The organism is Agrobacterium tumefaciens, from assembly GCF_031801495.1.
Lineage (GTDB): Bacteria > Pseudomonadota > Alphaproteobacteria > Rhizobiales > Rhizobiaceae > Agrobacterium > Agrobacterium tumefaciens_K.
In genome coordinates, this window is the sequence record NZ_JAOEGC010000001.1 from 309214 (window position 1) to 329506 (window position 20293).

At 56.6% G+C, this 20293-nt stretch carries 17 protein-coding genes and 2 pseudogenes; 10 read left to right on the top strand and 9 right to left on the bottom strand.

From position 1 onward, the window contains the following. The first annotated feature begins 153 nt into the window (after positions 1-153). The 9 genes and pseudogenes from N7578_RS01515 to N7578_RS01555 all read left to right on the top strand — a co-directional run bounded on the left by N7578_RS01515 (position 154) and on the right by N7578_RS01555 (position 8166). Positions 154-789 carry a TetR/AcrR family transcriptional regulator gene (locus tag N7578_RS01515; protein WP_311108556.1) on the top strand — a complete coding sequence of 212 codons (636 nt, stop codon included), beginning with the start codon at positions 154-156 and terminating at the stop codon, positions 787-789. Between the two features lie 240 nt (positions 790-1029). Further along, positions 1030-1959 (top strand): LysR family transcriptional regulator, encoded by a 930-nt coding sequence (locus N7578_RS01520; RefSeq protein ID WP_311108557.1) that lies wholly within the window; start codon positions 1030-1032, stop codon positions 1957-1959. Positions 1960-2168: 209 nt separating this feature from the next. After that, positions 2169-3206, top strand: a complete 1038-nt coding sequence (locus tag N7578_RS01525; protein WP_311108558.1) for a TRAP transporter substrate-binding protein — start codon at positions 2169-2171, stop codon at positions 3204-3206. Between the two features lie 67 nt (positions 3207-3273). After that, complete coding sequence (locus N7578_RS01530) at positions 3274-3888, top strand: TRAP transporter small permease (RefSeq protein ID WP_311108559.1); 615 nt, start codon at positions 3274-3276, stop codon at positions 3886-3888. After that, the gene (locus N7578_RS01535; RefSeq protein ID WP_311108560.1) at positions 3885-5168 is read left to right on the top strand and encodes a TRAP transporter large permease; all 1284 of its coding nucleotides are present in this window, start codon (positions 3885-3887) and stop codon (positions 5166-5168) included. The genes N7578_RS01530 and N7578_RS01535 overlap by 4 nt, the downstream gene beginning before the upstream one ends. Before the next feature lie 36 nt (positions 5169-5204). Continuing rightward, positions 5205-5891: a DUF2848 domain-containing protein gene (locus N7578_RS01540; RefSeq protein WP_311108561.1), complete on the top strand. Its 687-nt coding sequence runs from the start codon at positions 5205-5207 to the stop codon at positions 5889-5891. A 1-nt stretch (position 5892) separates the two neighbouring features. Next, positions 5893-7254, top strand: a complete 1362-nt coding sequence (locus N7578_RS01545) for an amidase (RefSeq protein ID WP_311108562.1) — start codon at positions 5893-5895, stop codon at positions 7252-7254. Positions 7255-7384: 130 nt separating this feature from the next. After that, positions 7385-7588, top strand: a pseudogene (locus N7578_RS01550) (D-glutamate cyclase family protein); the annotation flags it as partial. Positions 7589-7626: 38 nt separating this feature from the next. Next, positions 7627-8166, top strand: a complete 540-nt coding sequence (locus N7578_RS01555) for an ureidoglycolate lyase (protein ID WP_311108563.1) — start codon at positions 7627-7629, stop codon at positions 8164-8166. A gap of 59 nt (positions 8167-8225) precedes the next feature. On the opposite strand, the pseudogene N7578_RS01560 reads toward N7578_RS01555, so the two are convergent. After that, positions 8226-8741, bottom strand: a pseudogene (locus N7578_RS01560) (HNH endonuclease); the annotation flags it as partial. A 34-nt stretch (positions 8742-8775) separates the two neighbouring features. Between N7578_RS01560 and N7578_RS01565 the strand changes: the two are divergent. Further along, a complete protein-coding gene (locus N7578_RS01565; RefSeq protein ID WP_311108564.1) occupies positions 8776-8982 on the top strand; it encodes a hypothetical protein in 207 nt (68 codons plus the stop codon). Between the two features lie 444 nt (positions 8983-9426). Here N7578_RS01565 and N7578_RS01570 read toward each other — a convergent pair whose 3' ends face one another. The 8 genes from N7578_RS01570 to N7578_RS01605 all read right to left on the bottom strand — a co-directional run bounded on the left by N7578_RS01570 (position 9427) and on the right by N7578_RS01605 (position 20155). Continuing rightward, entirely contained in the window at positions 9427-9765 is a 339-nt protein-coding gene (locus N7578_RS01570; protein ID WP_311108565.1) for a slr1659 superfamily regulator, read from the bottom strand. 8 nt (positions 9766-9773) lie between these two features. Next, positions 9774-10334 (bottom strand): slr1658 superfamily regulator, encoded by a 561-nt coding sequence (locus N7578_RS01575; protein ID WP_311108566.1) that lies wholly within the window; start codon positions 10332-10334, stop codon positions 9774-9776. Between the two features lie 3 nt (positions 10335-10337). Beyond that, complete coding sequence (locus N7578_RS01580; RefSeq protein ID WP_311108567.1) at positions 10338-12695, bottom strand: SpoIIE family protein phosphatase; 2358 nt, start codon at positions 12693-12695, stop codon at positions 10338-10340. Continuing rightward, entirely contained in the window at positions 12695-13795 is a 1101-nt protein-coding gene (locus tag N7578_RS01585; protein ID WP_311110021.1) for a class I SAM-dependent methyltransferase, read from the bottom strand. Before N7578_RS01585 ends, N7578_RS01580 begins: the two co-directional genes overlap by 1 nt. 56 nt (positions 13796-13851) lie before the next feature. After that, complete coding sequence (locus tag N7578_RS01590) at positions 13852-14355, bottom strand: hypothetical protein (protein WP_311108568.1); 504 nt, start codon at positions 14353-14355, stop codon at positions 13852-13854. Between the two features lie 66 nt (positions 14356-14421). Further along, entirely contained in the window at positions 14422-16074 is a 1653-nt protein-coding gene (locus N7578_RS01595) for a bifunctional diguanylate cyclase/phosphodiesterase (RefSeq protein ID WP_311108569.1), read from the bottom strand. A 453-nt stretch (positions 16075-16527) separates the two neighbouring features. Continuing rightward, positions 16528-18390: a DUF882 domain-containing protein gene (locus N7578_RS01600; RefSeq protein ID WP_311108570.1), complete on the bottom strand. Its 1863-nt coding sequence runs from the start codon at positions 18388-18390 to the stop codon at positions 16528-16530. A gap of 208 nt (positions 18391-18598) precedes the next feature. Further along, positions 18599-20155: a sigma-54 dependent transcriptional regulator gene (locus N7578_RS01605; RefSeq protein WP_311108571.1), complete on the bottom strand. Its 1557-nt coding sequence runs from the start codon at positions 20153-20155 to the stop codon at positions 18599-18601. Positions 20156-20293 lie beyond the last annotated feature (138 nt).

The window sequence follows — 20293 nt, forward strand, 5'->3', positions numbered from 1 at the left end:
TTATCATACGATAAATATAAAGCGGATTTGATGGCCGTCAAGGCGAAAATTTTGGTGAGAATCAACAAATAGGCCATAAAAACATGCGGTATGCTTGCAAGGCATTGATAACTAGTCGATAAATTAATCACAGATGCGGCTGAGGATGAGCTTATGAAAGACAAGCAACAGAAGAGACGGCTGGCACCGGATGAAAGGGAGCAGGAAATCGTTCGTGGGGCCGTCAGCTTTTTTGCCGAGTTCGGCTTTGAAGGCCAGACTCGCGAGCTTGCCAAGCGGCTAGGCATCACCCAACCGCTGCTCTACCGATATTTCCCGAATAAGGAGGCATTGGTTGAAAGGGTCTATCAGGAAGGATTCGTCAGGCGCTGGAATCCTTTCTGGGAAGACGTCATCAAGGATCGCAACCGTCCCCTTGAGGATCGTCTCCGGGAGTTTTACCGCGATTACTCCGATGCAATTCTCACATATGAGTGGGTTCGTCTTTTCATGTTTTCGGGCCTCAAAGGTCTTGATTTCAACGCGCGATATCTCGGCCTTCTCAAGGAGCGTATATTCTCACTGATTATCGACGAGTTGCGTCACGAGCACGGTAAACGGCCCGTCTCAGAAGTGGCCGCTTCCCCAATGGAGGTTGAAGCGGTCTGGGGACTTCACGCAGCAATATTCTACCTTGGTGTTCGGAAGTTCATATACAATCTTCCTGTGAACGACATCAAAGGCGTTGTGGAGATGGAGCTGAGAGTGTTCCTGCACGGTGTTCGGGCAGCGATGCCAGCCGAAGCATAATGATTGCGGCGCTGCGGGGCCGTGCCAGCAAAATGGCATCAAGCAGCGCAAAAATCCTTGTCGAAAGCCGAATTTGTGTAGGCCGACCTACAGAGGCTGGAGTTTGATGGGATATGAACCTTCGGCCAATCGTTACAAGTTCCCGTAGGCAGGGAGGCTGCTCGGGCCGACGCACGTGTGTACCCTCATTCGTCGCAGCGACAGATAGACGAAAGGCATGCTTTAGGGTTAGCTGCGGCGATGATCGATCTCCGAAATATTGAAACCTTCTTCTGGGCCGCAGCGTTAGGCAGCCTTCGCGCTGCCGCCGAAAAGCTCGGGACAACCCAACCTGCCGTCTCACAGCGCATCGCTGCGCTCGAGCTTGCGCTCGGGGTCAAGTTATTTGACCGGGCTGCCCGTGGAGTAAGGTTGACCGCCAAGGGGCAAGAACTTCTTGCCCACGCGGAGCAATTGATACAGGCCCGCAACGGAATGATTGAAGCTGCGCGCGACAGCACTGCCATGACCGGGCGCCTTAATCTCGGAGTGGCAGAGACAATCGTTCAGACGTGGTTGCCTCAGCTTATTGCTGAAATTCATAATGCCTATCCCGACCTGACACTTGAGATCGAGGTCGACACCAGTGAAATGCTACAGTCTCACCTGATGAGCAGGCGGATCGATCTGGCCTTTTTGATGGGACCGGTCCTGGAACCGCGTGTCGCCAACCGGCCACTCTGCACCTATCCACTTGCATGGATTGCCAAGCCAGGCCTTTATTCTTCGGAAGGGAGTGTCTCGGTCGAGACCATATCCGCCCTGCCCGTGATCACCTACGGCTCCAACAGCACGCCCTATCGGCAGGTCCGCGACATATTGCAGCGGTATCGCTTCCCGGCACCTCGCATGTATGGAAGTGCGTCGTTATCGATGATTGCCAAAATGGCATTGGACGGCATTGGAACAGCCGTCATAACCCCCGTCTTTCTCGGCGCAGAAATCGAGCGGGGCGAGTTGGAAATCCTGAACGTGGATGCGGAGCCACTCAACGATCTGCACTTCACCGCAAGTTGGATCGACGGGCCCGATAGCCATGCCGCACGGGTCATTACCAATATGGCTCAACAAATCGCGCGAGATAGCGCCGGAAACGTCCTCGCCACATCGCCAGCCCTCGATGAGATATAAATTTTACTTATGCCTCCCTTCCAAACATACGATTGGACAAGCTGGCTGGATCGACATCTAATCCGACAAAACAAAAGCGATATAAATCGTACGCATGGGAACAGGCTGATATAGCATCAGGCAAGGGCGTATTTGGGACATCGTCCCGTCTCCGCTCTCGCTCGCCTTTTCTCGTGCTCGGAAGATCGAACCAGAGAAAAGGGAACGACATGAAACTACTCTCCTTTGCTACCGCACTCCTCATTTCTGGCGCAGCAACTGCCCAGGAACTGCCCAAAACCCAGTTGCAAATCGTCGGCGGCCTCAGCAACCTCACTGCCTATCAGCAGTTCGAGCAGCCTTTCTGGACCAAGACCATCCCGGAGAAATCTGGTGGTCAGGTGACAGCAACGATCAAGGGCTTCAACGAAATGGGTCTGAAGGGTCCAGAACTGATGCGCCTGATGTCACAGGGTGTAATCCCTTTCGGCACGGCGACGCTGTCTTATTTTGCCAGCGACAACCCGATCAATGAAGCTATCGATCTTCCGGGACTTGCGCCGGATGTCGAGACTGCCCGCAAGGTGACAGAGGCCTTCCAGCCGGTTTACGAAAAGTTTTACGGCGAAGGTTCCAAGGTAAAGCTGCTCGGAATTTCGACCTATCCAGCGCAGGTTGTCTTCTGCAACGCCGACATCAAGGGTATTGCTGACCTGAAGGGCAAGAAGGTTCGCACCTCCGGTCGCACGCAGGCGGAATTCGTCGAAGCGTTTGGCGGCACCAGCGTCACTATGGCGTTCGGTGAAGTGGTTCCAGCCCTGCAGAACAAAGTCGTCGATTGCGCCATTACCGGCTCTCTCTCCGGCTACTCGGCCAAGTGGTACGAGGTTTCGACACATCTCCTCGCGCTGCCGATCAACTGGAACCAGCAGATCCACGCCGTGAACCAGTCTGTCTGGGACAAGCTGGACCCGAAGGTGCAGGCGTTCCTCGAAGAAAACATCGCAACGCTGATGGACGACATCTGGAAGGCTGCCGGCACACAGACGCAAGAAGGTTATGATTGCAATACCGGCGCTGCCGCCTGCACTCAGTCTGTCAAAGGCAAGATGACACTGGTCGTTCCCACCGATGAGGACAAGGCACTTCTGAACGCCACGCTGAAGGATAAGATTCTTCCAACCTGGGCCGCGCGTTGCTCCGCCGATTGCGTGAAGGACTTCAACGATACGATCGGTGCCTCCTTCGGATTGACGGCCTCCAAGTAACCCTGCCTCGGACACGGCTGCATCAGGCTGTAGCCGTGTCACCTCCTCTCAAGCCGGATCGAAGACCATGACAGGATCAATCCCTCTATTCACCTCGCTGTACGGCTTTGCCGAGAAAGCTGCCCGTTGGGCGGTGCTTGCCAGCGGCGCGCTGACCATCGCCAGTGTCCTGCTGATCACAGTCGATGTGCTGCTGCGCAAACTTTTCGGCTGGACGGTGGGCGGCTCCGATGAATTGTCGAGCTACGCCTTTGCGATCAGCACCACATGGTCACTTGCCTATGCAACGCTACAGCGCGCGAATGTGCGAGTGGACGTCATCTACCAATATCTGCCCGTCCGGGTTTCGGCGATGCTTGATTGGCTGTCGCTGGCCTGCCTTGGCGTCTTCATCGGCTTCGTGACCTACTACGGCTTTGGCGTTGTCGCAGAGTCGATAAATAACAGCTCGCAGGCCAACACGCCTCTGGGCACACCGCTGGCCATTCCGCAAGGTCTGTGGTTTGCCGGGCTTGTCTTCATGTGTCTGATCCTTGCCCTCATGCTGATCCGCGCGTCGGTCGCACTGGTCACCGGCGATATCGCGACCGTCAAGGCAATCGCCGGGGTACGCTCCACGCAGGAAGAAGCAGAAGAGGAAGCTGCAGCTGGCGAGCGCCTGATCGAAGGAGAACGCAAATGATCGCCACCACTCTCATTCTCCTTCTTGTATTGATTGGCCTGTCCATTCCGGTTGCGGCCGCGCTCGGTGTGCTTGGTCTTGTCCTCGATCCTGCATTTTCCATGCTTCCGCTTACCCGCGCCATTGGGGAGCTTGCATGGAGCACCAACAACGAGTTCCTGCTCGTGGCCATTCCGCTTTTCATTCTGCTCGGAGAAATCCTGCTGCGTGCGGGGTTCGCCGAACGCATGTATAGCGCAATGAGCCTGTGGCTCTCCTGGCTACCGGGCGGACTGATGCATGCCAATATCGGCGCGTCCGCCCTGTTTGCCGCAACCTCCGGCTCCAGCGTCGCGACCGCCGCAACTGTCGGCACCGTCGCGATCCCGCAGATCAAGAAACACGGCTATAACGAGCCTCTCTTTCTGGGCAGCCTTGCCGCGGGCGGTACGCTCGGCATCCTTATCCCGCCATCGATCAATATGGTCCTCTACGGCGTGTTGACCAACACATCCGTACCAAAACTCTATCTTGCTGGCGTGATCCCTGGCCTGCTGCTGACCGTGCTGTTCATGCTGACCATCATTGCTGGCTGCATCATTGTGCCTGCCTGGGGTGGTGCACGCGTCAATGGCACATGGAGCAAGCGTTTTGCCAGCCTGGTCCATCTGGCGCCTCCACTCGGCATATTCCTTCTGGTGGTCGGCTCGATCTATGCCGGTATTGCAACACCAACGGAAGCAGCCGCACTCGGTGTCAGCGGTGCAATGATCCTCGCTGCCTGCTTTGGCCGCCTCAACTTCGCCATGCTGTCGGAAGCCATTGAAGGCACGATGAAGTCATCGGCCATGATCCTTCTGATCATTATCGCTTCCGGTTTTCTCAACTTCGTCATGTCGGCCACCGGCATCACCGATGTCATTACCAGCTCGATCTCCGGCCTTGGCCTGTCGCCTGTCGCGATGATCCTGGTCGTGGTGATCTTCTACCTGATCCTCGGCTGCTTCATGGAATCGCTGTCGATGATGATTACCACGATCCCGATCGTCGCTCCCATCATGCTGGCTCTCGGTTTCGATCCGATCTGGACGGGCATCCTCATCATCGTGCTCGTCGAAGCCGCTCTCATAACACCACCGGTTGGCCTGAACCTCTTCGTCGTCCACAGCCTTCGCAAAAGCGGCTCGATGACGCCTGTCATCACCGGCTCACTTCCCTTTGTGGGAGCCATGGCCCTGCTGATCCTGCTGCTTTCGATCTTCCCCTCGATCGCGCTCTATCTTCCGAGCCTTGCCGAATAAGGCACTTCGTTAGAACTTAACACTGGAATATACCTCATGAAACTGCATTTCACGATCGAAACCGCATCGTCCCAATCTGAACTCGATATCGAAATCGATCAGCTCGTCGTTGCAGGCTGGGCCGGGCGTGACCGGGCGGCCATCGATCATCATATTGAAGAATTGGCGGCAATCGGCGTGCCGCGCCCGAGCACCGTGCCGCTCTTTTACCGCGTTTCCGAGAACAGTGCCGTCCAGACGGACTCGATACAATCGGTCGGCACAGAAAGCTCCGGAGAAGTCGAAACCTTCATCTTCCGCTCCGGTAACGATCTCTATGTTTCGCTTGCCTCCGATCATACGGACCGCAAACTCGAATCCTATAGCGTGGCGCTGTCAAAGCAAATCTGCCCTAAGCCAATCGCCAGCATCGCCTGGCCCTTTGCCGAGGTCGCGGACCATTGGGATCAACTGATCATCCGCTCCTGGATTGACGAGAACGATGCCCAGACGCTCTATCAGGAGGGGCCACTTTCCAGCCTGCGCACGCCACAGGATCTGATCGTCGGCCTTACCGGCGGCGAGTCCACATTGCCCGAAAAAACCGGCATGATCTGCGGTACGGTTGGCGCCATCGGCGGCATTCGTCCTTCCGCTCGCTTTACCATGGAGCTGTTCGATCCCGTATTAAATCGCAGCATCCACCACGGCTACATGATCGAAACCCTGCCAGAGGTTCAGTGAGATGACCCGCTACCCGACGATTGCAGACGTGTCAGCATCGCTTGCCAGCGGGCAAACCACCAGCCGCAAGCTTGTCGATGCCGCAATTGCGGCAATCGATGATCCGTCAGGTCAGGGGGCAAAAACCTTCATCCGTCGCAATGACGCCCGTGCACGTGCCATGGCGGATGCCTCCGATCTGATGCGCAGCGTCGGTCAGGTCCGCTCCCCGCTCGAAGGCATCGCGATCTCCGTGAAGGATCTGTTCGATCTTGCCGGTGAAGTGACGACGGCCGGCAGTGTTGCCAACAACCAGTCGGCGCCTGCGACCACCGATGCTCCGGTAGTACAGGCACTTGTCCGCGCAGGTGCGGTCATAACCGGCACGACCAATATGAGCGAGTTCGCCTTTTCCGGCCTCGGCCTCAATCCACATTACGGAACGCCGCTCAACATTTACGATCGATCTACCGGACGCATTCCGGGTGGTTCATCCTCCGGTGCTGCAGTCTCCGTCACAGACGGCATGGCGGTCGCTGCAATCGGAACAGATACCGGTGGCTCGATCCGGATTCCTGCAGCGCTCTGCGGCCTCACCGGTTTCAAGCCGACCGCGCACCGGGTTAGCCGCGAGGCGGTTCTGCCGCTTTCAACTTCACTCGATTCCATTGGCCCGATAGCATCTAGTGTTGCCTGCTGCGCCCTGCTCGACGCCATTATCTCTGGCGAAGCCGACCGATCAATCAAATCGATGCCGCTGGCCGGCCTGCGGTTCGCCGTGCCGCAGACCATCGTTCTCAACGACATGGACGAACATGTTGCGGCGTCGTTTGCAGCAACCCTGAACCTTCTGTCGGAAGCGGGCGCGCGCATCGTCGAGCTCAACGTACCGGAATTTGCCCAACTTGCGACGATCAATGCCAAAGGTGGTCTGATTGCAGCCGAAGCCTGGCACTGGCATCGCAATCTGCTTGAAAGCCGTGGCGACACCTATGACCAGCGTGTCCGTGGCCGCATCCTGCGCGGCCGTGACATCAGCGCTGCGGATTATCTCGATGTGCTTGAGGCCCGCAACGCATGGCAGTTGGGCGTCAATGACAAGCTAGCATCCTTCGATGCCATCCTGCTGCCGACCGTGCCGACCATCGCGCCGACCATCGCCTCGCTCGAAGCCGATGACGCAACCTTCTTCGCCACCAACGGATTGATGTTGCGCAACCCAACGATGATCAACTTCCTCGATGGATGTGCGCTTTCGGTACCCTGCCACACCGCCGGTTCAGCGCCTGTCGGCCTGATGATCGCCGGCTGTCCAATGGCAGATGCAAAAATCCTGTCGGTTGGCCTTGCCGTCGAACATGCATTGAATGCAAGGGCTGAATGATATGACGTTCGCACCGGGCTCCGCTGCCCATCTCGCCCTGCTCAAGGCGCGCTCCGGCGGGCTTTCCGGACCGACCGCCAATCTGGTGCCCGGTTTCGTCCATGCCAATCTGGCAATCCTGCCGCACGATCCTGCCGAAATCGGCATCAAGGATATTGCACGACCAGACTATGGCGATGCCGTGAGGATAGAGGCTGGCGAAATTCCGGTGTTCTGGGCCTGTGGCGTGCCCCCGCAGGCAGCAATCGCCAAAGCCTCGCCGTTGTTTTCGATCACCCATGCACCGGGACACATGCTGGTCACGGACCTCGTAAATGGTGATCTTTCAATCTGAAACGGTTCGGAATCAGCGTAATGGGAGAACGCAAACATATGTCACATGATCCAGAAGTGCGCCTAACCGTGGGAACATTATCTGAGGACGTATTTTCCTGCTTCGGCGTCATGCTCGGAAAACCCTATCCGGCAGCAGGTGGTCCGGCGGCGTTCTCGAACACTGCCACCGATTTCTGGCAGGAGCACCTTTTCGATGTTGGGCAAGGTGGTGAAGTCGAGATCCTCTGGGTGAATTATCGCAATGACGATCCATCGATTGCCGTCTTTGAAAAACACCTGCTGACCGAACAGGCCGCCGTTCCGTTGACCGGTTCGATCGTTCAGGTCGTCGCCATGTCCGGGCAGGACGGTGCTCCGGATCTTTCCACCGCGCGCGCCTTTCACATTCAACCGGGGCAAGGCGTCTGCATGAAACCTGGCGTCTGGCATGCGACACGCAGCAGTGGTTCGACTTGTCTCATGTTGACGCGCCGTTCGACCACCTTGGCTCTCGTGGCGCAACTCAACCAGTTGCCGCATGCCGATGAAACCATCCTGTATGAAGTAGGAGAAGAACGAGTCTCCATCGATCTATAATTAACAGCACCATTGAAGCGCTGGGCAAGCTCTTGAAAGGAACCCAGCCAAGCAGCCTGTTAATGCTTGAAGGTATTCTCGCGATACCATCTCAGAAACTGGGGATGCCGGCGTTCGTGGACACCTGCCGGCACGATAGCTCTTCCGGTCTTGTTGATAAGGCCTTGGAGGCTATCGCGATCGTTTGCATGACGAGAAATGAGAACCTCAAGATTGTCCGACAGGCCGACAAGGCCACGATCGAACATCCAGTGGACAGTTCCGGAAAGCGCAATACCGTTTGACAGAATGTCCGGACCGCTCGCTTCAACGGGGCGAATATGGGCGGGGCATCGACCTCAGCGCAGCCGCCGCCATTAATAAGCTTCCAGCCTGTTATCGCGCATCGCTCATCGTAGGCCTGCAAAATCAAACGGCGAAACAGTCGATCACGGACGATACGCGACGATTGCCTCTCCCGATCGAGTTAGTTCAGGTTGATCTTCCGCCAGCCCAATCGACAGAATGCGATTGAAATCAACGGATGAGACTGGCCGCACAGCTGCTTGAGCCCGTCCTGAAATCCGACCCGCTTCGATCGAAACTCAGTTCGATCTTGGAAAAGAATTCGTGCTGCGACAAAGCTGGCATTTGGCGGACGCCTTCGTTGACGCCGGTGTCAGCGGCTCGTCATTTGAGACGCGGCCAAGGCTCCAGGCCACTTTGGCCAAGTCGAACATTGGCGCCTCCGACGTTATTCTCTGCCTCAAAATCAGGAAAGAAGGCGTCTACAAATCTCGGGGCTATTCAGACTGTCCGTCATTCGAGACCTCTTGAGCTTGGTTCCCAGCTCCCCTGAAGTTTACGCGGGACATCCACTACCATCCGCCACTGCGAGCCGTGCCACTCAACGTACCAATTTCCCAAGCAGTATAAAAATGGACATTACGCCTCGGCAGATCGACAAGCGTCATCCTTTAACTATCCCAACAGAACCATCTCAATACGGCAGTCATCGAGACGCCGAACGCTTCGAATAAGAATCACTTAGCTATCCAGCGCAAATCGCAACTTCGGGCGCTTGGAATTCAAAAAACGGGATCTCTGATCGATGCGCTTTCCGACCGCATAGATGACTTCAGCACCGGAACAAATAGCGTCCCGAATGCCAAGGCACGAGACAGTCCGTGCAGCACGCAGCGCAAGGCGATCGCCGTCATCCCGCCCCAATGTCCGCGCAGGACCGTTGTGGCCTGCAGCCGATCCAATATGCGGCCCGGTCTACACCAGCTGAAGGTCGAGTTGCGGATACAGCTTTTTCAGGTTGGGAAGCGATTTGGTTTGCCAAGGATACTGGCTCGTCCCTTTGATCACCAGCTGCACCTCCGGTCGCTTGCGCGCCTCGATTGTCAGCTTGGCAAGCAGATTGATACCGGACGAGTTGAGGAATTCCAGGCCCGTCAGATCGAAAGTTACCCGGCTGTGGTGGCCACCCAGGACACCGGATGCCAGGGAGTATATCGGAGCGTAGGCATCCGGTCCTGCCAATCTCAGAACGCCGTCGAAGAAAACCGCACCTTCTTCTGCCCAAACCCTGAAGTTTTCGTCGCTGATTTCCATTTTTAAACTCACATGTTGGAGGCGATCGGTATTGAAATTTCTGCGGTCGTCGTCAGGATCACGCTGCGCTCATCCACATCATCGAATTCCCACGCCATTCTGGCGCCGTAGTCACTCAAAAGAGTGAGCAGACCAAGCCCGGAAGCATTGTCGTCGGAAAGAGCGTTCGCCTCGATCTGCTGGATCAGCAGTTCACCGGGGTCACGATCGAGGATTTGACGAAGCTTGTGCTGGAACAGCACGGACGTCTCGGCATCGACTGCATTTTTCACACGGATGAGGACAGTCGTCGCCGCAAGGCACGCCTCTATGACGATCTCCGAGGGCAGGCGGAATTTTACCGCGTTCTCGATCAGCTCATTGGTAAGATATGCGATGCTGTGATGCACGACGGCGTAGTCGTTTTTTGCGAAGGCATAGGGCATCGACATGACTTCCGCGATGAAGTCCGAGGTAAGTCCGGAATGCCGCCAGCCGATCTGAAGAGGGCCGTCGCAGAGGATCAGCCGGGCGCCTTGCTCAAGATTCGCATCTATCAATTCCTCGGCACCGTATAAAACTCTGGCCATAAGTCACCTATGCCGCAATACAAGGAGGGTGATGTCGTCATGAATCTTCTGCGTTCCGACATATGCCATCAGGGTATCCACGATCCCGGAAACGACAGCATCGGCGCTCTCGCCTTTCAGACGGGTTGCCTCCGCGCATAACCGGTCGATTCCAAAAAGCTCTCCGGCGCTGTTTTCCGCTTCGGTCACGCCATCCGTGTGGAGCAGGATGTAATCTCCCTGTTCAAAGGGAATTTTCATCGAATGCACGAATGGCGCGATATCTGCCTCAAGCCCGATCGGCAATCCGAGGTCCATCGTGTCTATGCGTTCCAGCTTTCCATTTGATCGCACCACGATAACCTCCTCGTGCTGACCAGACAGGATCATTTCTTTTCCATCGTAATCGAGGAACGCCAGGGTCATATGCTTGTCGATCTTCGTCCGTGTGATGTTTTTGAACAGGGCGCTGTTCAGATCCGTCAGGAATTTCAGCGGATCTGTGTTGCCTGCCTCCTGAAGCGCGCGTGCAACGGATTGTACCATCAGCATCAGCACACCGCTTTCCAGTCCGTGACCGGTAACGTCACCAATGCCGATCTTCAGACGATTGCCGTTTTCAAGAACGTCGTAATAATCTCCTCCAACCTCTTCCGCAGCTCTCATATAGGCCGCAACGTCCAGTCTCTTCGCGGCCTCAAGCTCCGACGCCAGGGGAAGGACCATCATCTGGATCCGCTCGGCCACGGCCAGTTCCGTTCCCAATCGCCGGTTTTCCCGTTCAAGCTGGGCATTGAGGGCTGAAATTTCCTCCTTGGCTTCCTCGATCTCGGCAGTCCGCTCACTGACAAGCTGCTCGAGGTTTTCGGTATGATAGCTGATCTCTTCGGCCATCTTGTTGAAAGCATCACCGGCTTCGCCAACCTCATCCCGGCTGGTTACCGCGACACGGACCGAGTAGTCCTTGGCCTGGATGCGTTGCGCTGCATCCGCCAGAGCCGTGACACCTCCCGTGATGCGCTTGGAGGCTGCGAGCACCGCCACGGCCACGATCATCAGGGAGGCGAGGATGGCGAGGATCTGATATGCGACGATGCGGTTCGTCGCTTCGGTGATCTTGCCCTGCGCGGCGAAAAGCGACGCGTAGATCTCCTGCTCCGGCACGACGATCCCCAGCGACATGGCTTCCGCCCTCACTGGCCCCGATGACCAGAGATTGCTTGGCCGCAGCTTTTTCATGATGACCAGAAAGGGCACCTTGCTGCCGTTCATATCGAGCGAGATGTGTCTGATACCTTCCTGCTCACTTGCCGCGAGCTTCGCGATCTCCGGCTGGCTACTTGCTTTCAGAGATCGCTCGACGCCTGTGACACCGCTGCCTTTGCCACCGCTTGCGGAGTTCAGCCCTATGGTCGCTTCACCCGCCTTGTTGATTGCGATGACGTTTCCGTCCGACATGGCGAGAAAGCCAAAACCGGACTGCGCGACCTTTACATTCTCGACAATCGCGGCCAGCTGATCGAGCGTTATATCCGCACCCACCGTTCCCGCCACGCCTTTCCGGTCAGCCGTCCAGAGCGGATGAAAGAAACTGACGATGAGTTTGCCGGTAATGGCGTCTGTATACGGTGCCGTCTGGGTAATGTCTTCGTTGACCGGATGCCGCGCGGGTTCTTCTGCCCAGCCTTGCCAGGATTCGTAGAGGCCCGGGAAAAAGAAGTCCCAAAAATTCGCGTCATTATGGCCGGGATAGAGACGGTCGAACGTCTGCGCCTGATCTGTGTAGGGGGCAGTCCTGAAAATTGGCCGCTCCTTCGGCCCGATATAATACATCTGCAACTTCGCGGAGCCGCTTTTCAGCAGGCTTGGAGCCACGATATCGAGGATGGCGCTTGCCTCGACGTCTGCCTGAACATCCGGGCGCGGTAACTTGTCGGCTCCCAGCAGATAACCCCAGACGCTGACAACCGATGGGCTACCCGGAGGATTTTGCGCCCAGCCGCCGACTGGATCATAAGCCAGACGCACGCTGTCGGGTGAATGCCTCGCTACAGATGCGCCAATATCGGCAGCGCGTACGGGATCGTCGATCTCCGCCTGCAGAACGCCTGCAAGTGTGGTGACTTCGCTGTGTACCTGCCCGAGCAGTAACGACACCTGCGCCGCTGTCGAGTTCGCGTAGGTCTGGATGTAATCCTGACTGGCATTCTCCAGCCCATGACCGACCTCGGCGGTCGCGTCCCGGGACAATCTCTGTACGTTCCATAGAGCAAGTCCGCCGCTAACAAGCAGATCGAACAGAACGGCTCCGCCAACGAGAAGAATGAATTTTGCCCGAAAGGAGCCCCAACGGAAGGTTTGCTTTGTCGGTGTTTTCTCCATCAGTACGGCTTCCGTGCCGATGCCGCCCAGATTGGCCAGCCAGCGTAGCCCTTAGGATGCAGCGCAGCCAGAACATGGTCCTTGAAACCCTGGCGGAATTTCCGGATAAACTCTGGTGAATCTCCTCTTCGCACAGCCATCACACCCGCATAGACGTTTTCCCAGGCCTCGATCACGTCGGCGAAGTCGCGCGGGTCGCCATCGAGGTTGGTGACCATGAAACACTCCACTTTTATGTCATCGAAGCCAGCATCCGTCAGCAGACGCCTGCTCTTCGGGCCTAGTTCAACATCCATATCAAAGTGATCGAACAGTTTTGCGACCTCGTTATATGTCCATCTGATTGTTTCGGAATGCGGTTCTCCAAGACAGTGAGAGTTCTTCTCGTTGGTGATGTAGACCCTGCCCCCCGGTTTGCAGATGCGTTTGAGTTCACTCAGCAAAATATCGGGCCGGTCGAAAATCTGAAGGGAATGCCGACATGTGACGAAATCGAAGTGATTGTCCTCCAGCAGCATCTGCGAAGCGTCACCATAGGTATATTCAATGGTCTTGAGCCCGAAATCCGCGGCAACCCGGCGTGCATATTCAAGACTGCGCTTCGAATGATCCAGAGCCACCAGGCGAGAGGGACTGAATTCCTTCTGGATGAGAGTTGCGAAATCCCCTATTCCGCAACAGATATCGGCAACGGCCACGCCTCTTTTCAGCCCGTGCCGCACGAGAATTTCCCGCTCGTGCCGCCAGGTCATTTTGGTCTGCGTCCGCAAAATCGGTATGAAGCTCTCATCCTCCACGAAGGTTTGCCCGGGATAGAACGCGGAGTCATAGACCTGTACATCCAGGTTGGGCGCTCGTAGCGTCAACGTGTCGAACAGCTTAATCGACCATGCGATGACGCTGGAGGTGACGATGATGACCTTGAGATCGGGCCGGCTGTGGCATCCGGCGACGAGAACGTCGCTCAAAGCGTCGAAAGCGGTTCGGTTGATGTGCGTCAGACGCTTGACGTTGAGATAGACGACACCGTTGCACGCAACAAGACTGTCTCGCACAATGGCAAGAACTGCGTTGAGATCAGACGGGAGGCGCGGCCGCATCCTGCCGACGAGCGCGATTTCCTGATTTGTAGGGTCGAACTGTGCGGTAAGCTGGCTCACTGAAAATCCTCGGCCCGACGAAACGCTGCCGAAATGGTTATCCGGTCAGGCAATCGGCTCCGTGCGGTCAGGTCAACCAGACATACCTTTGCAAACTCCACCACACGGGAAACATCATCTGCTACTCTTCCAACTGCAGGATGAACCTGCTTTTCCCTGCCGTCACCGGAAATGGCGAAAACCGCCGCCTCGCAGACATTCTGGGCACACGAAAAGCTGATGTCCACGCGAACGTGCTCCGCACTCTGATGAACCTCAAACTTGATGGTTCCGGCATCCAGCGTCGCACGATATGCGAACTCTATGAGTTCGTTGACCATCACAGAAACAAAATTTGCATATCGCGCGGCATCAGAATGAGATTGACCTGCGATACTGGAGAGATACTCGGCCACCCTGTCGCAAAGCGACCATTCCGATTTCAGCAGACGCGCATTTATCTCCAGCGCGGCCATTGGCTCGAATGCGTTTCCTTGAGAGCTGATTGCTGTCACATCCATATTGGCTCCACTAAGGTCAAATCACCTCGATCACCACGACCTGAGCGTGATGGGCACACGCGACGTTCATTCCAGAAAGACATGTCCCAGTTGCGGTTGCGGGGCCTGCAGGAATGTCGCTATGACGCCACCGGAAAGAGGCCCGCTGATCAGAAAACCCTGAATGCGATCACACCCCAGATTCCAGAGCCATTGTGCCTGTGCACGCGTCTCGACGCCTTCGGCGGTTATCTGCATGCCCAGATCGTGCGCCAGCGTGACAACGGCGCGTATGATCGCGCGGCTTTTTGGATTGCCCTCGAGATCCAGAATGAAATATTTGTCGATCTTCAGCGTGTCGAAAGGAAAGTTCTTCAGATAGCTGAGCGATGAATACTGCGTTCCGAAATCATCAAGCGCGATACGGATTCCCAGAACGCTGAGCGTATTCAGCGTATCAAGGTTGTTCACGGTCCTTTCAAGCAGAACGCTTTCGGTAATTTCCAGCTCGAGCCGGTCTGCGGGCAGGCCCACCTCGTCAAGCGTCTGGGAGATACGGTCGGTCAGGCCGCTGGAAAGAAACTCGGCAGGGGAAACATTAACGGCGACGATAAAGTCTGCCGGCCAGTTGAGCGCCTCACGGCAGGCATGCTCCAGAACCCAAAGCCCTATCTCGGGCATGAGGCCATCCGCTTCGGCCATCGGAATGAAGACGGAAGGTGGAATCGTCCCGAGCAACGGATGCTCCCATCTGAGCAACGCCTCAAAGCCCACCACACCACTTGTTTCGACGATGGGCTGATACTCGATGAGGAACTGCCGGTTTTCCAGAGCCATCCTCAAGCTGCGCCGCAGAAGCTCACGCTGTTCTATGATGTAGAGCATCGTGGCATCGAAAGTGCTTGCCCGCCCCCTGCCTTCTGTTTTCGCGGCATAAAGGGCGATGTCGGAAGCCTTCATCAGTTTTTCGGGATCGGCACCGTCGCGCGGAGCAATCGAAATTCCCACGCTTATTCCGACGAAAACCGCAATTCCATCGAGCGTGAACGGCTCCTTGAACGCGTGGACCAGCCTCTCTCCCAGTTCCCGGCTCCGTCCCGGGTGCCCATCTCCACGCGCGATGACGGCAAACTCATCCCCGGCAAGGCGATAGGCCTGATCCTCCTTCGTTATGCAGCTTTTGATGCGGCTTGCTGCAAACTGCAGCAGCTTGTCGCCAGCGGGATGACCGAGCGTGTCGTTGACCGGCTTGAAATCATCAAGGTCCAGCTGCATCAGTGAAATTGCGCGGTCATTTCCTTCTATGCCACACAGAGCTTCACTAAGATCGCTGCTGAACTGCCGACGGTTGGGCAGGCCGGTCAACGGGTCGTGCGTTGCCTGGTGCAAAAGCGTCGCACGCTCGTCGTCATCCAGGCTTCGGTGCGACTGCACCATGCCGAGCATGTCCCCGATGGAATAAAAGGTGAGATCCGTGAAGTGGCCGTCGCCCAGATCATGACTGAGGCGTAAAGGGGCGGCATTGCCCGACCTCAGATGAGCAGCGATAACCGATATATCCAGATGAGGATACAGTTGCCGTAGGGAAAAACCCTCATTAAGCCCAAGCGCCCCCAGCGCGACCGAACTGGGTTCGATTAAATTGAAATGACGGTCGAAGAGAAAAAGTCTGTCTGTTGAAACCTCGGTAGCCGGTAGCGAACGTTTGGCAGTGGGCCACGTTGATTGGGGACTTCTCATACTTCGGCCCTCTGGTCTGCTTCAGGCTGAATGAAAATCTCAATGCAATCTCAGAGCAAATATTAGTACCGGCTTTTTAAGAATCTGAAAACGGAAAATGCAGAAATGTATCTGTTGAAAAATTGCCGATGATTTTCTCCGAGGCTTGCCTTTTCCCCATATTTTCCGTCCGTTAGGAAAACTCGTCAAACTGCTCCCCGACGGCGAAGACGTAACGCTGATTTTAGCCAGCAAATATTACGTGCAAAGATGAAACGGCGCCCGGCGGCTGGGGTATTCCGAAAGGATATCGGCTCAATCTGCTGAACCGGCTCACCAAGCACCGTCCCCCGCTGGGGCCGCCGAAGACATCACGATACAATCGCAGGACGCCAGAACAGAGGTCACGAAACGAATTCGCCAGCGTCCCGTGGCAACGAGAGCGCTGGCGAAAAATTCAGACCGACCGATCGATCAGTGCATCTTCACAGGTGTGCTGAAGCGGCTGGAGTCAATCGCGATCGCGCCGGGCTTGAAGCTTGCCGTGGAGGCCGAAGCCGTGTCGTGGCTGAGCATGCGGTTTGCCACAACGCGCGGCGCCTTGACGGAGCGGGCTGTCGTCCCCTTGCTCTGGTTGAGAGCCCAGTCGGAAATAAGGTTCTGCGTCAGGCGACCGCCACCGACCATGGCCTGCTGGGAGACGGCAGCGTCTTCCCTGTTCGGACGACCGCCTTTGGCAGGCAGGCCTGCACTCAGGCCACCATTGCTGGATGGCTTGGGATCGAAAGCGTCGCCAAAGCCATTCATCGGTTCAGCCTTGGCGGTCTGGACAGGGGGAGCGGCTGGCCTCTGTGCCGCTGTCGGGAATGGAGCGGCCGTTGGCGTGGATGCGGCCTGGATCTGCGTACGGGACGCCTGGCTGCTCTGCTCGAGAGCCGCAACCACCGTCGGAGACAGCGTATCTTCCTGCGCTTCCGCGAGATCGTCTTCGTTTTCCGCGTCGGCATTAGCAGCCGCGAGCAGCGCTTCTGCAACGGCTGGACGGTTGGCAGGAACAGGCACTGCTGCAAGCTCACCAGCCATAGCAGGTGTCATTGCGTCAGCGGACGCCGTCAGCACGCCACCTTCCGCATCTCCCCTCATGCCGCGAGGGCCAAGAAGGGTCGGTACGGGAACGGATACCGCAGCGAGATCGGCAAATTGCTGGCGATCAGCCGGAGCCGATGTGGGGGTTGGTGTGGTTGCCGCCTGCAACGCATCCTGCGCTGCATTGCGGGCCGGAGAATAGAGCGCCGTTGCAAGGCCAGCGCCATCAGGCTGGTTGCCAAAGGCGGGACGGGCAGTCGGAAGCGGAGCACTTACACCGGGAAGCTGTTCTGCGGATGCAACGGCAACCGGCTGCTCAACCTGAGGCTCGGAGGGCTGCGGTGCAGCCGGTCTGGCCACGGCAGGACGCTCCGCGGGTGCTGGCGCTGCGATGCTGTCTGCATCTTCGTTTTCGTCGCCACCGCCACCGAAAAGTGTCTGCAGAAGGGTTCTGCGCTTGCCGCCACCGGATTCTGCCGGTCCAGCACCCGCGCTGGAGGCGACCTGAACGGACGACGAGCTGACGCGCTTCTTATAATCGGCAAGAGCCTGTTCGTAACCGGGCAACGGCTTTCCATCAGACGGAAGATGCAGCGTATTGCCATTCGGGAAAATCCGAACGAGTTCCTGACGGCTCATGCGCGGCCATGCACGAACGCCACCGACGTCCATATGGACGAAAGGAGAACCGGATGAGGGATAGAAACCGACGCCACCGATCTGCAACTGCATGCCGACTTCACGCAGGCGCGAAAGCTTTACACCTGGAATATAGAAGTCCATGGCCTTGCCGAGCGTATGCTGGCTTTTTTCCGCTACACCCTTGGTGCGCGAGCGCAGCATGCCATTGGTTTCGGGTGAACGGAAAGCCGAAACGACATTGATGTAGTCAGTCGCGCCACTGCGACGATAGACTTCCCATACAAGATCGAAAAGACGAGGATCCATCCGCGTGGGCTGGTTGCGACGCCAGTCACGCAGGAATCGGTTAAGTTCCTGCAAGCCCTTCTGATCATACTTGCCATTGCGCTTGAAGGTGATGACCGCCTTCTCGCGTGTATGGATGTAGTAGAGTTTGAGACTACGTGTTTCGGCGGCGGCTTCCGTCGCCGAGACTCCTACGAAAGGCATTGCGGCGAGCATCAGGCAGGCAAAGGTGACAGCGCGGGCCGGCAGCTTCGTGCATATATCCTTGATCAAGCCGCGCGCGACCTTGGCTGATAGCGCGATATTCCGATGCAGATATGGCAATTCGATCCCCGCCTGAAGACAATTTCTGTCACATTGTCTCAAATGAACGTCAAATACGGTGACACGATGGCAAAATTGCCACACATAGACAACCTTCCTCTATATAGTGAATCGACCACTAACAAGAGGTTTATAGACGGTAAGCGGATATCCTTGCTCAGAAGTTAACGAATCTGCCCTTGTGGCCGCAAACGCAAGTTTTGCGGGATCATGCCACGTCTCTTAGTGGATCATCAGGATCAATGCCGTAATCCTTCAACTTTCGGTAGAGCGTGGAGCGGCCGATGCCCAGTTTTCGCGCCACCTGGCTCATCTGGCCACGATAGAAGCGCAGGGCGAAACGAATCAGCTCTTCCTCGATTTCCGCCAGCTTGCGAACGTTGCCGGTATCGTCCGTGCTCGAAATGAGAGTTCCACCACGATAGATCGTCGTGGACTGTTCGGCGTCATCAGGCTGCTCGTCGTCCTGCATCTTCCGGTTTTCGCCACCAGACGCTGCCGACGTCATGGAAGTGGATTTGAGCGACGGAGCGGACACGAGACGAAGAGGTTCATCGAATTCGCTCTGAGATGCGAATTCTGGCACCTGAAAGGCAATCTGCGGAAAATCGGCATCCGTAAGCTCTTCACCCTGAGACAGAACCACCGCGCGGAAAACCGCATTTTCGAGCTGCCGGATGTTGCCGGGCCAGTCATAGGCAGTCAGAAGCGCAAGCGCACCGGCATTGAGGCCGATCGGACGCGGCAGTTTCTGCTCCGCTGAGAAACGTTCCGCGAACACGCGCGCCAGATGCGGAATATCCTCCTTGCGGCGACGCAACGCCGGAATGGTAATGGGGAAGACGTTGAGGCGATAATAGAGATCCTCACGGAATCGTCCTTCCTTCACCTCATCGATCAGGTTCTTGTTTGTCGCAGAGATAAGCCGGACATTCACCTTCTGCACACGCGCGGATCCGACGGTTTCGATTTCGCCCTGCTGCACGGCGCGCAGAAGCTTGACCTGAACCTCAAGCGGCAGGTCGCCGATCTCGTCGAGGAAAAGTGTACCGCCATCAGCTTCCATAAACTTGCCGACATGTTTTTCGGTCGCACCTGTGAAGGCGCCCTTTTCATGCCCGAACAGGATGCTCTCAACCAGATTGTGCGGGATCGCACCACAGTTGACCGTGATGAACGGCTTGCTGGCACGGTCACCAGCCGACTGGATAGCACGAGCGACCATTTCCTTGCCGACACCGGATTCACCTTCAAGAACCACCGGAATGCTGGATTGTGACGCGCGATGCGCCAGTTCGATGACGCGCAGCATTTCCGGGCTTGCAGATACGATATCACTGAAATTCACGGCATGGCTCCGGCTGCGCCGACCGGTGCGGGCCTTTGCCTCGCGCTGATCAAGTTTCAGCGCATTTGCGATGGCTGCGCCAATCCTTTCCGGTGAAACGGGTTTGACAACGAAATCGAAAGCACCGGCGCGCATGGCCTGAACAACGGTATCGATACCGCCCTGCCCCGTCTGAACGATGACCGGCACATCCGAGCCGAGCTCGCCAATTGCCTTCAGGAACCCGAGGCCATCCATCTCGGGCATCATCAGATCAAGGACGACCACATTGATATCACCGCCATATTGCTTGAGAAGCTCCAGCCCCACCTTGCCGTTTTCGGCGAGCATGGGAGAGTGCCCATAACGTTCCACCGCATTCTTGAGCAGGCGGCGCTGAACGGGATCATCGTCAATAACGAGAACATGCGCGGTCATTTTTGGCTCCGGTTTCCGGTTTATGGACCTGCTTCATACAGTCCCTTTTGCAGCACTCTGGCACACGAGACTTGAACATCCAGTTTTGAGAATTGCTTGCATTTTAGTCATCCCTGCGGGAAACAGGATGCCCATATG

Bases quoted from the DNA above. Each gene is read 5' to 3' on its own strand.
- N7578_RS01520 (WP_311108557.1), top strand. From the start codon at position 1,030: ATGATCGATCTCCGAAATATTGAAACCTTCTTCTGGGCCGCAGCGTTA.
- N7578_RS01570 (WP_311108565.1), bottom strand. From the start codon at position 9,765: ATGGAAATCAGCGACGAAAACTTCAGGGTTTGGGCAGAAGAAGGTGCG.
- N7578_RS01515 (WP_311108556.1), top strand. From the start codon at position 154: ATGAAAGACAAGCAACAGAAGAGACGGCTGGCACCGGATGAAAGGGAG.
- N7578_RS01555 (WP_311108563.1), top strand. From the start codon at position 7,627: ATGTCACATGATCCAGAAGTGCGCCTAACCGTGGGAACATTATCTGAG.
- N7578_RS01525 (WP_311108558.1), top strand. From the start codon at position 2,169: ATGAAACTACTCTCCTTTGCTACCGCACTCCTCATTTCTGGCGCAGCA.
- N7578_RS01590 (WP_311108568.1), bottom strand. From the start codon at position 14,355: ATGGATGTGACAGCAATCAGCTCTCAAGGAAACGCATTCGAGCCAATG.
- N7578_RS01575 (WP_311108566.1), bottom strand. From the start codon at position 10,334: ATGGCCAGAGTTTTATACGGTGCCGAGGAATTGATAGATGCGAATCTT.
- N7578_RS01580 (WP_311108567.1), bottom strand. From the start codon at position 12,695: ATGGAGAAAACACCGACAAAGCAAACCTTCCGTTGGGGCTCCTTTCGG.
- N7578_RS01585 (WP_311110021.1), bottom strand. From the start codon at position 13,795: ATGCGGCCGCGCCTCCCGTCTGATCTCAACGCAGTTCTTGCCATTGTG.
- N7578_RS01535 (WP_311108560.1), top strand. From the start codon at position 3,885: ATGATCGCCACCACTCTCATTCTCCTTCTTGTATTGATTGGCCTGTCC.
- N7578_RS01595 (WP_311108569.1), bottom strand. From the start codon at position 16,074: ATGAGAAGTCCCCAATCAACGTGGCCCACTGCCAAACGTTCGCTACCG.
- N7578_RS01545 (WP_311108562.1), top strand. From the start codon at position 5,893: ATGACCCGCTACCCGACGATTGCAGACGTGTCAGCATCGCTTGCCAGC.
- N7578_RS01540 (WP_311108561.1), top strand. From the start codon at position 5,205: ATGAAACTGCATTTCACGATCGAAACCGCATCGTCCCAATCTGAACTC.
- N7578_RS01605 (WP_311108571.1), bottom strand. From the start codon at position 20,155: ATGACCGCGCATGTTCTCGTTATTGACGATGATCCCGTTCAGCGCCGC.
- N7578_RS01530 (WP_311108559.1), top strand. From the start codon at position 3,274: ATGACAGGATCAATCCCTCTATTCACCTCGCTGTACGGCTTTGCCGAG.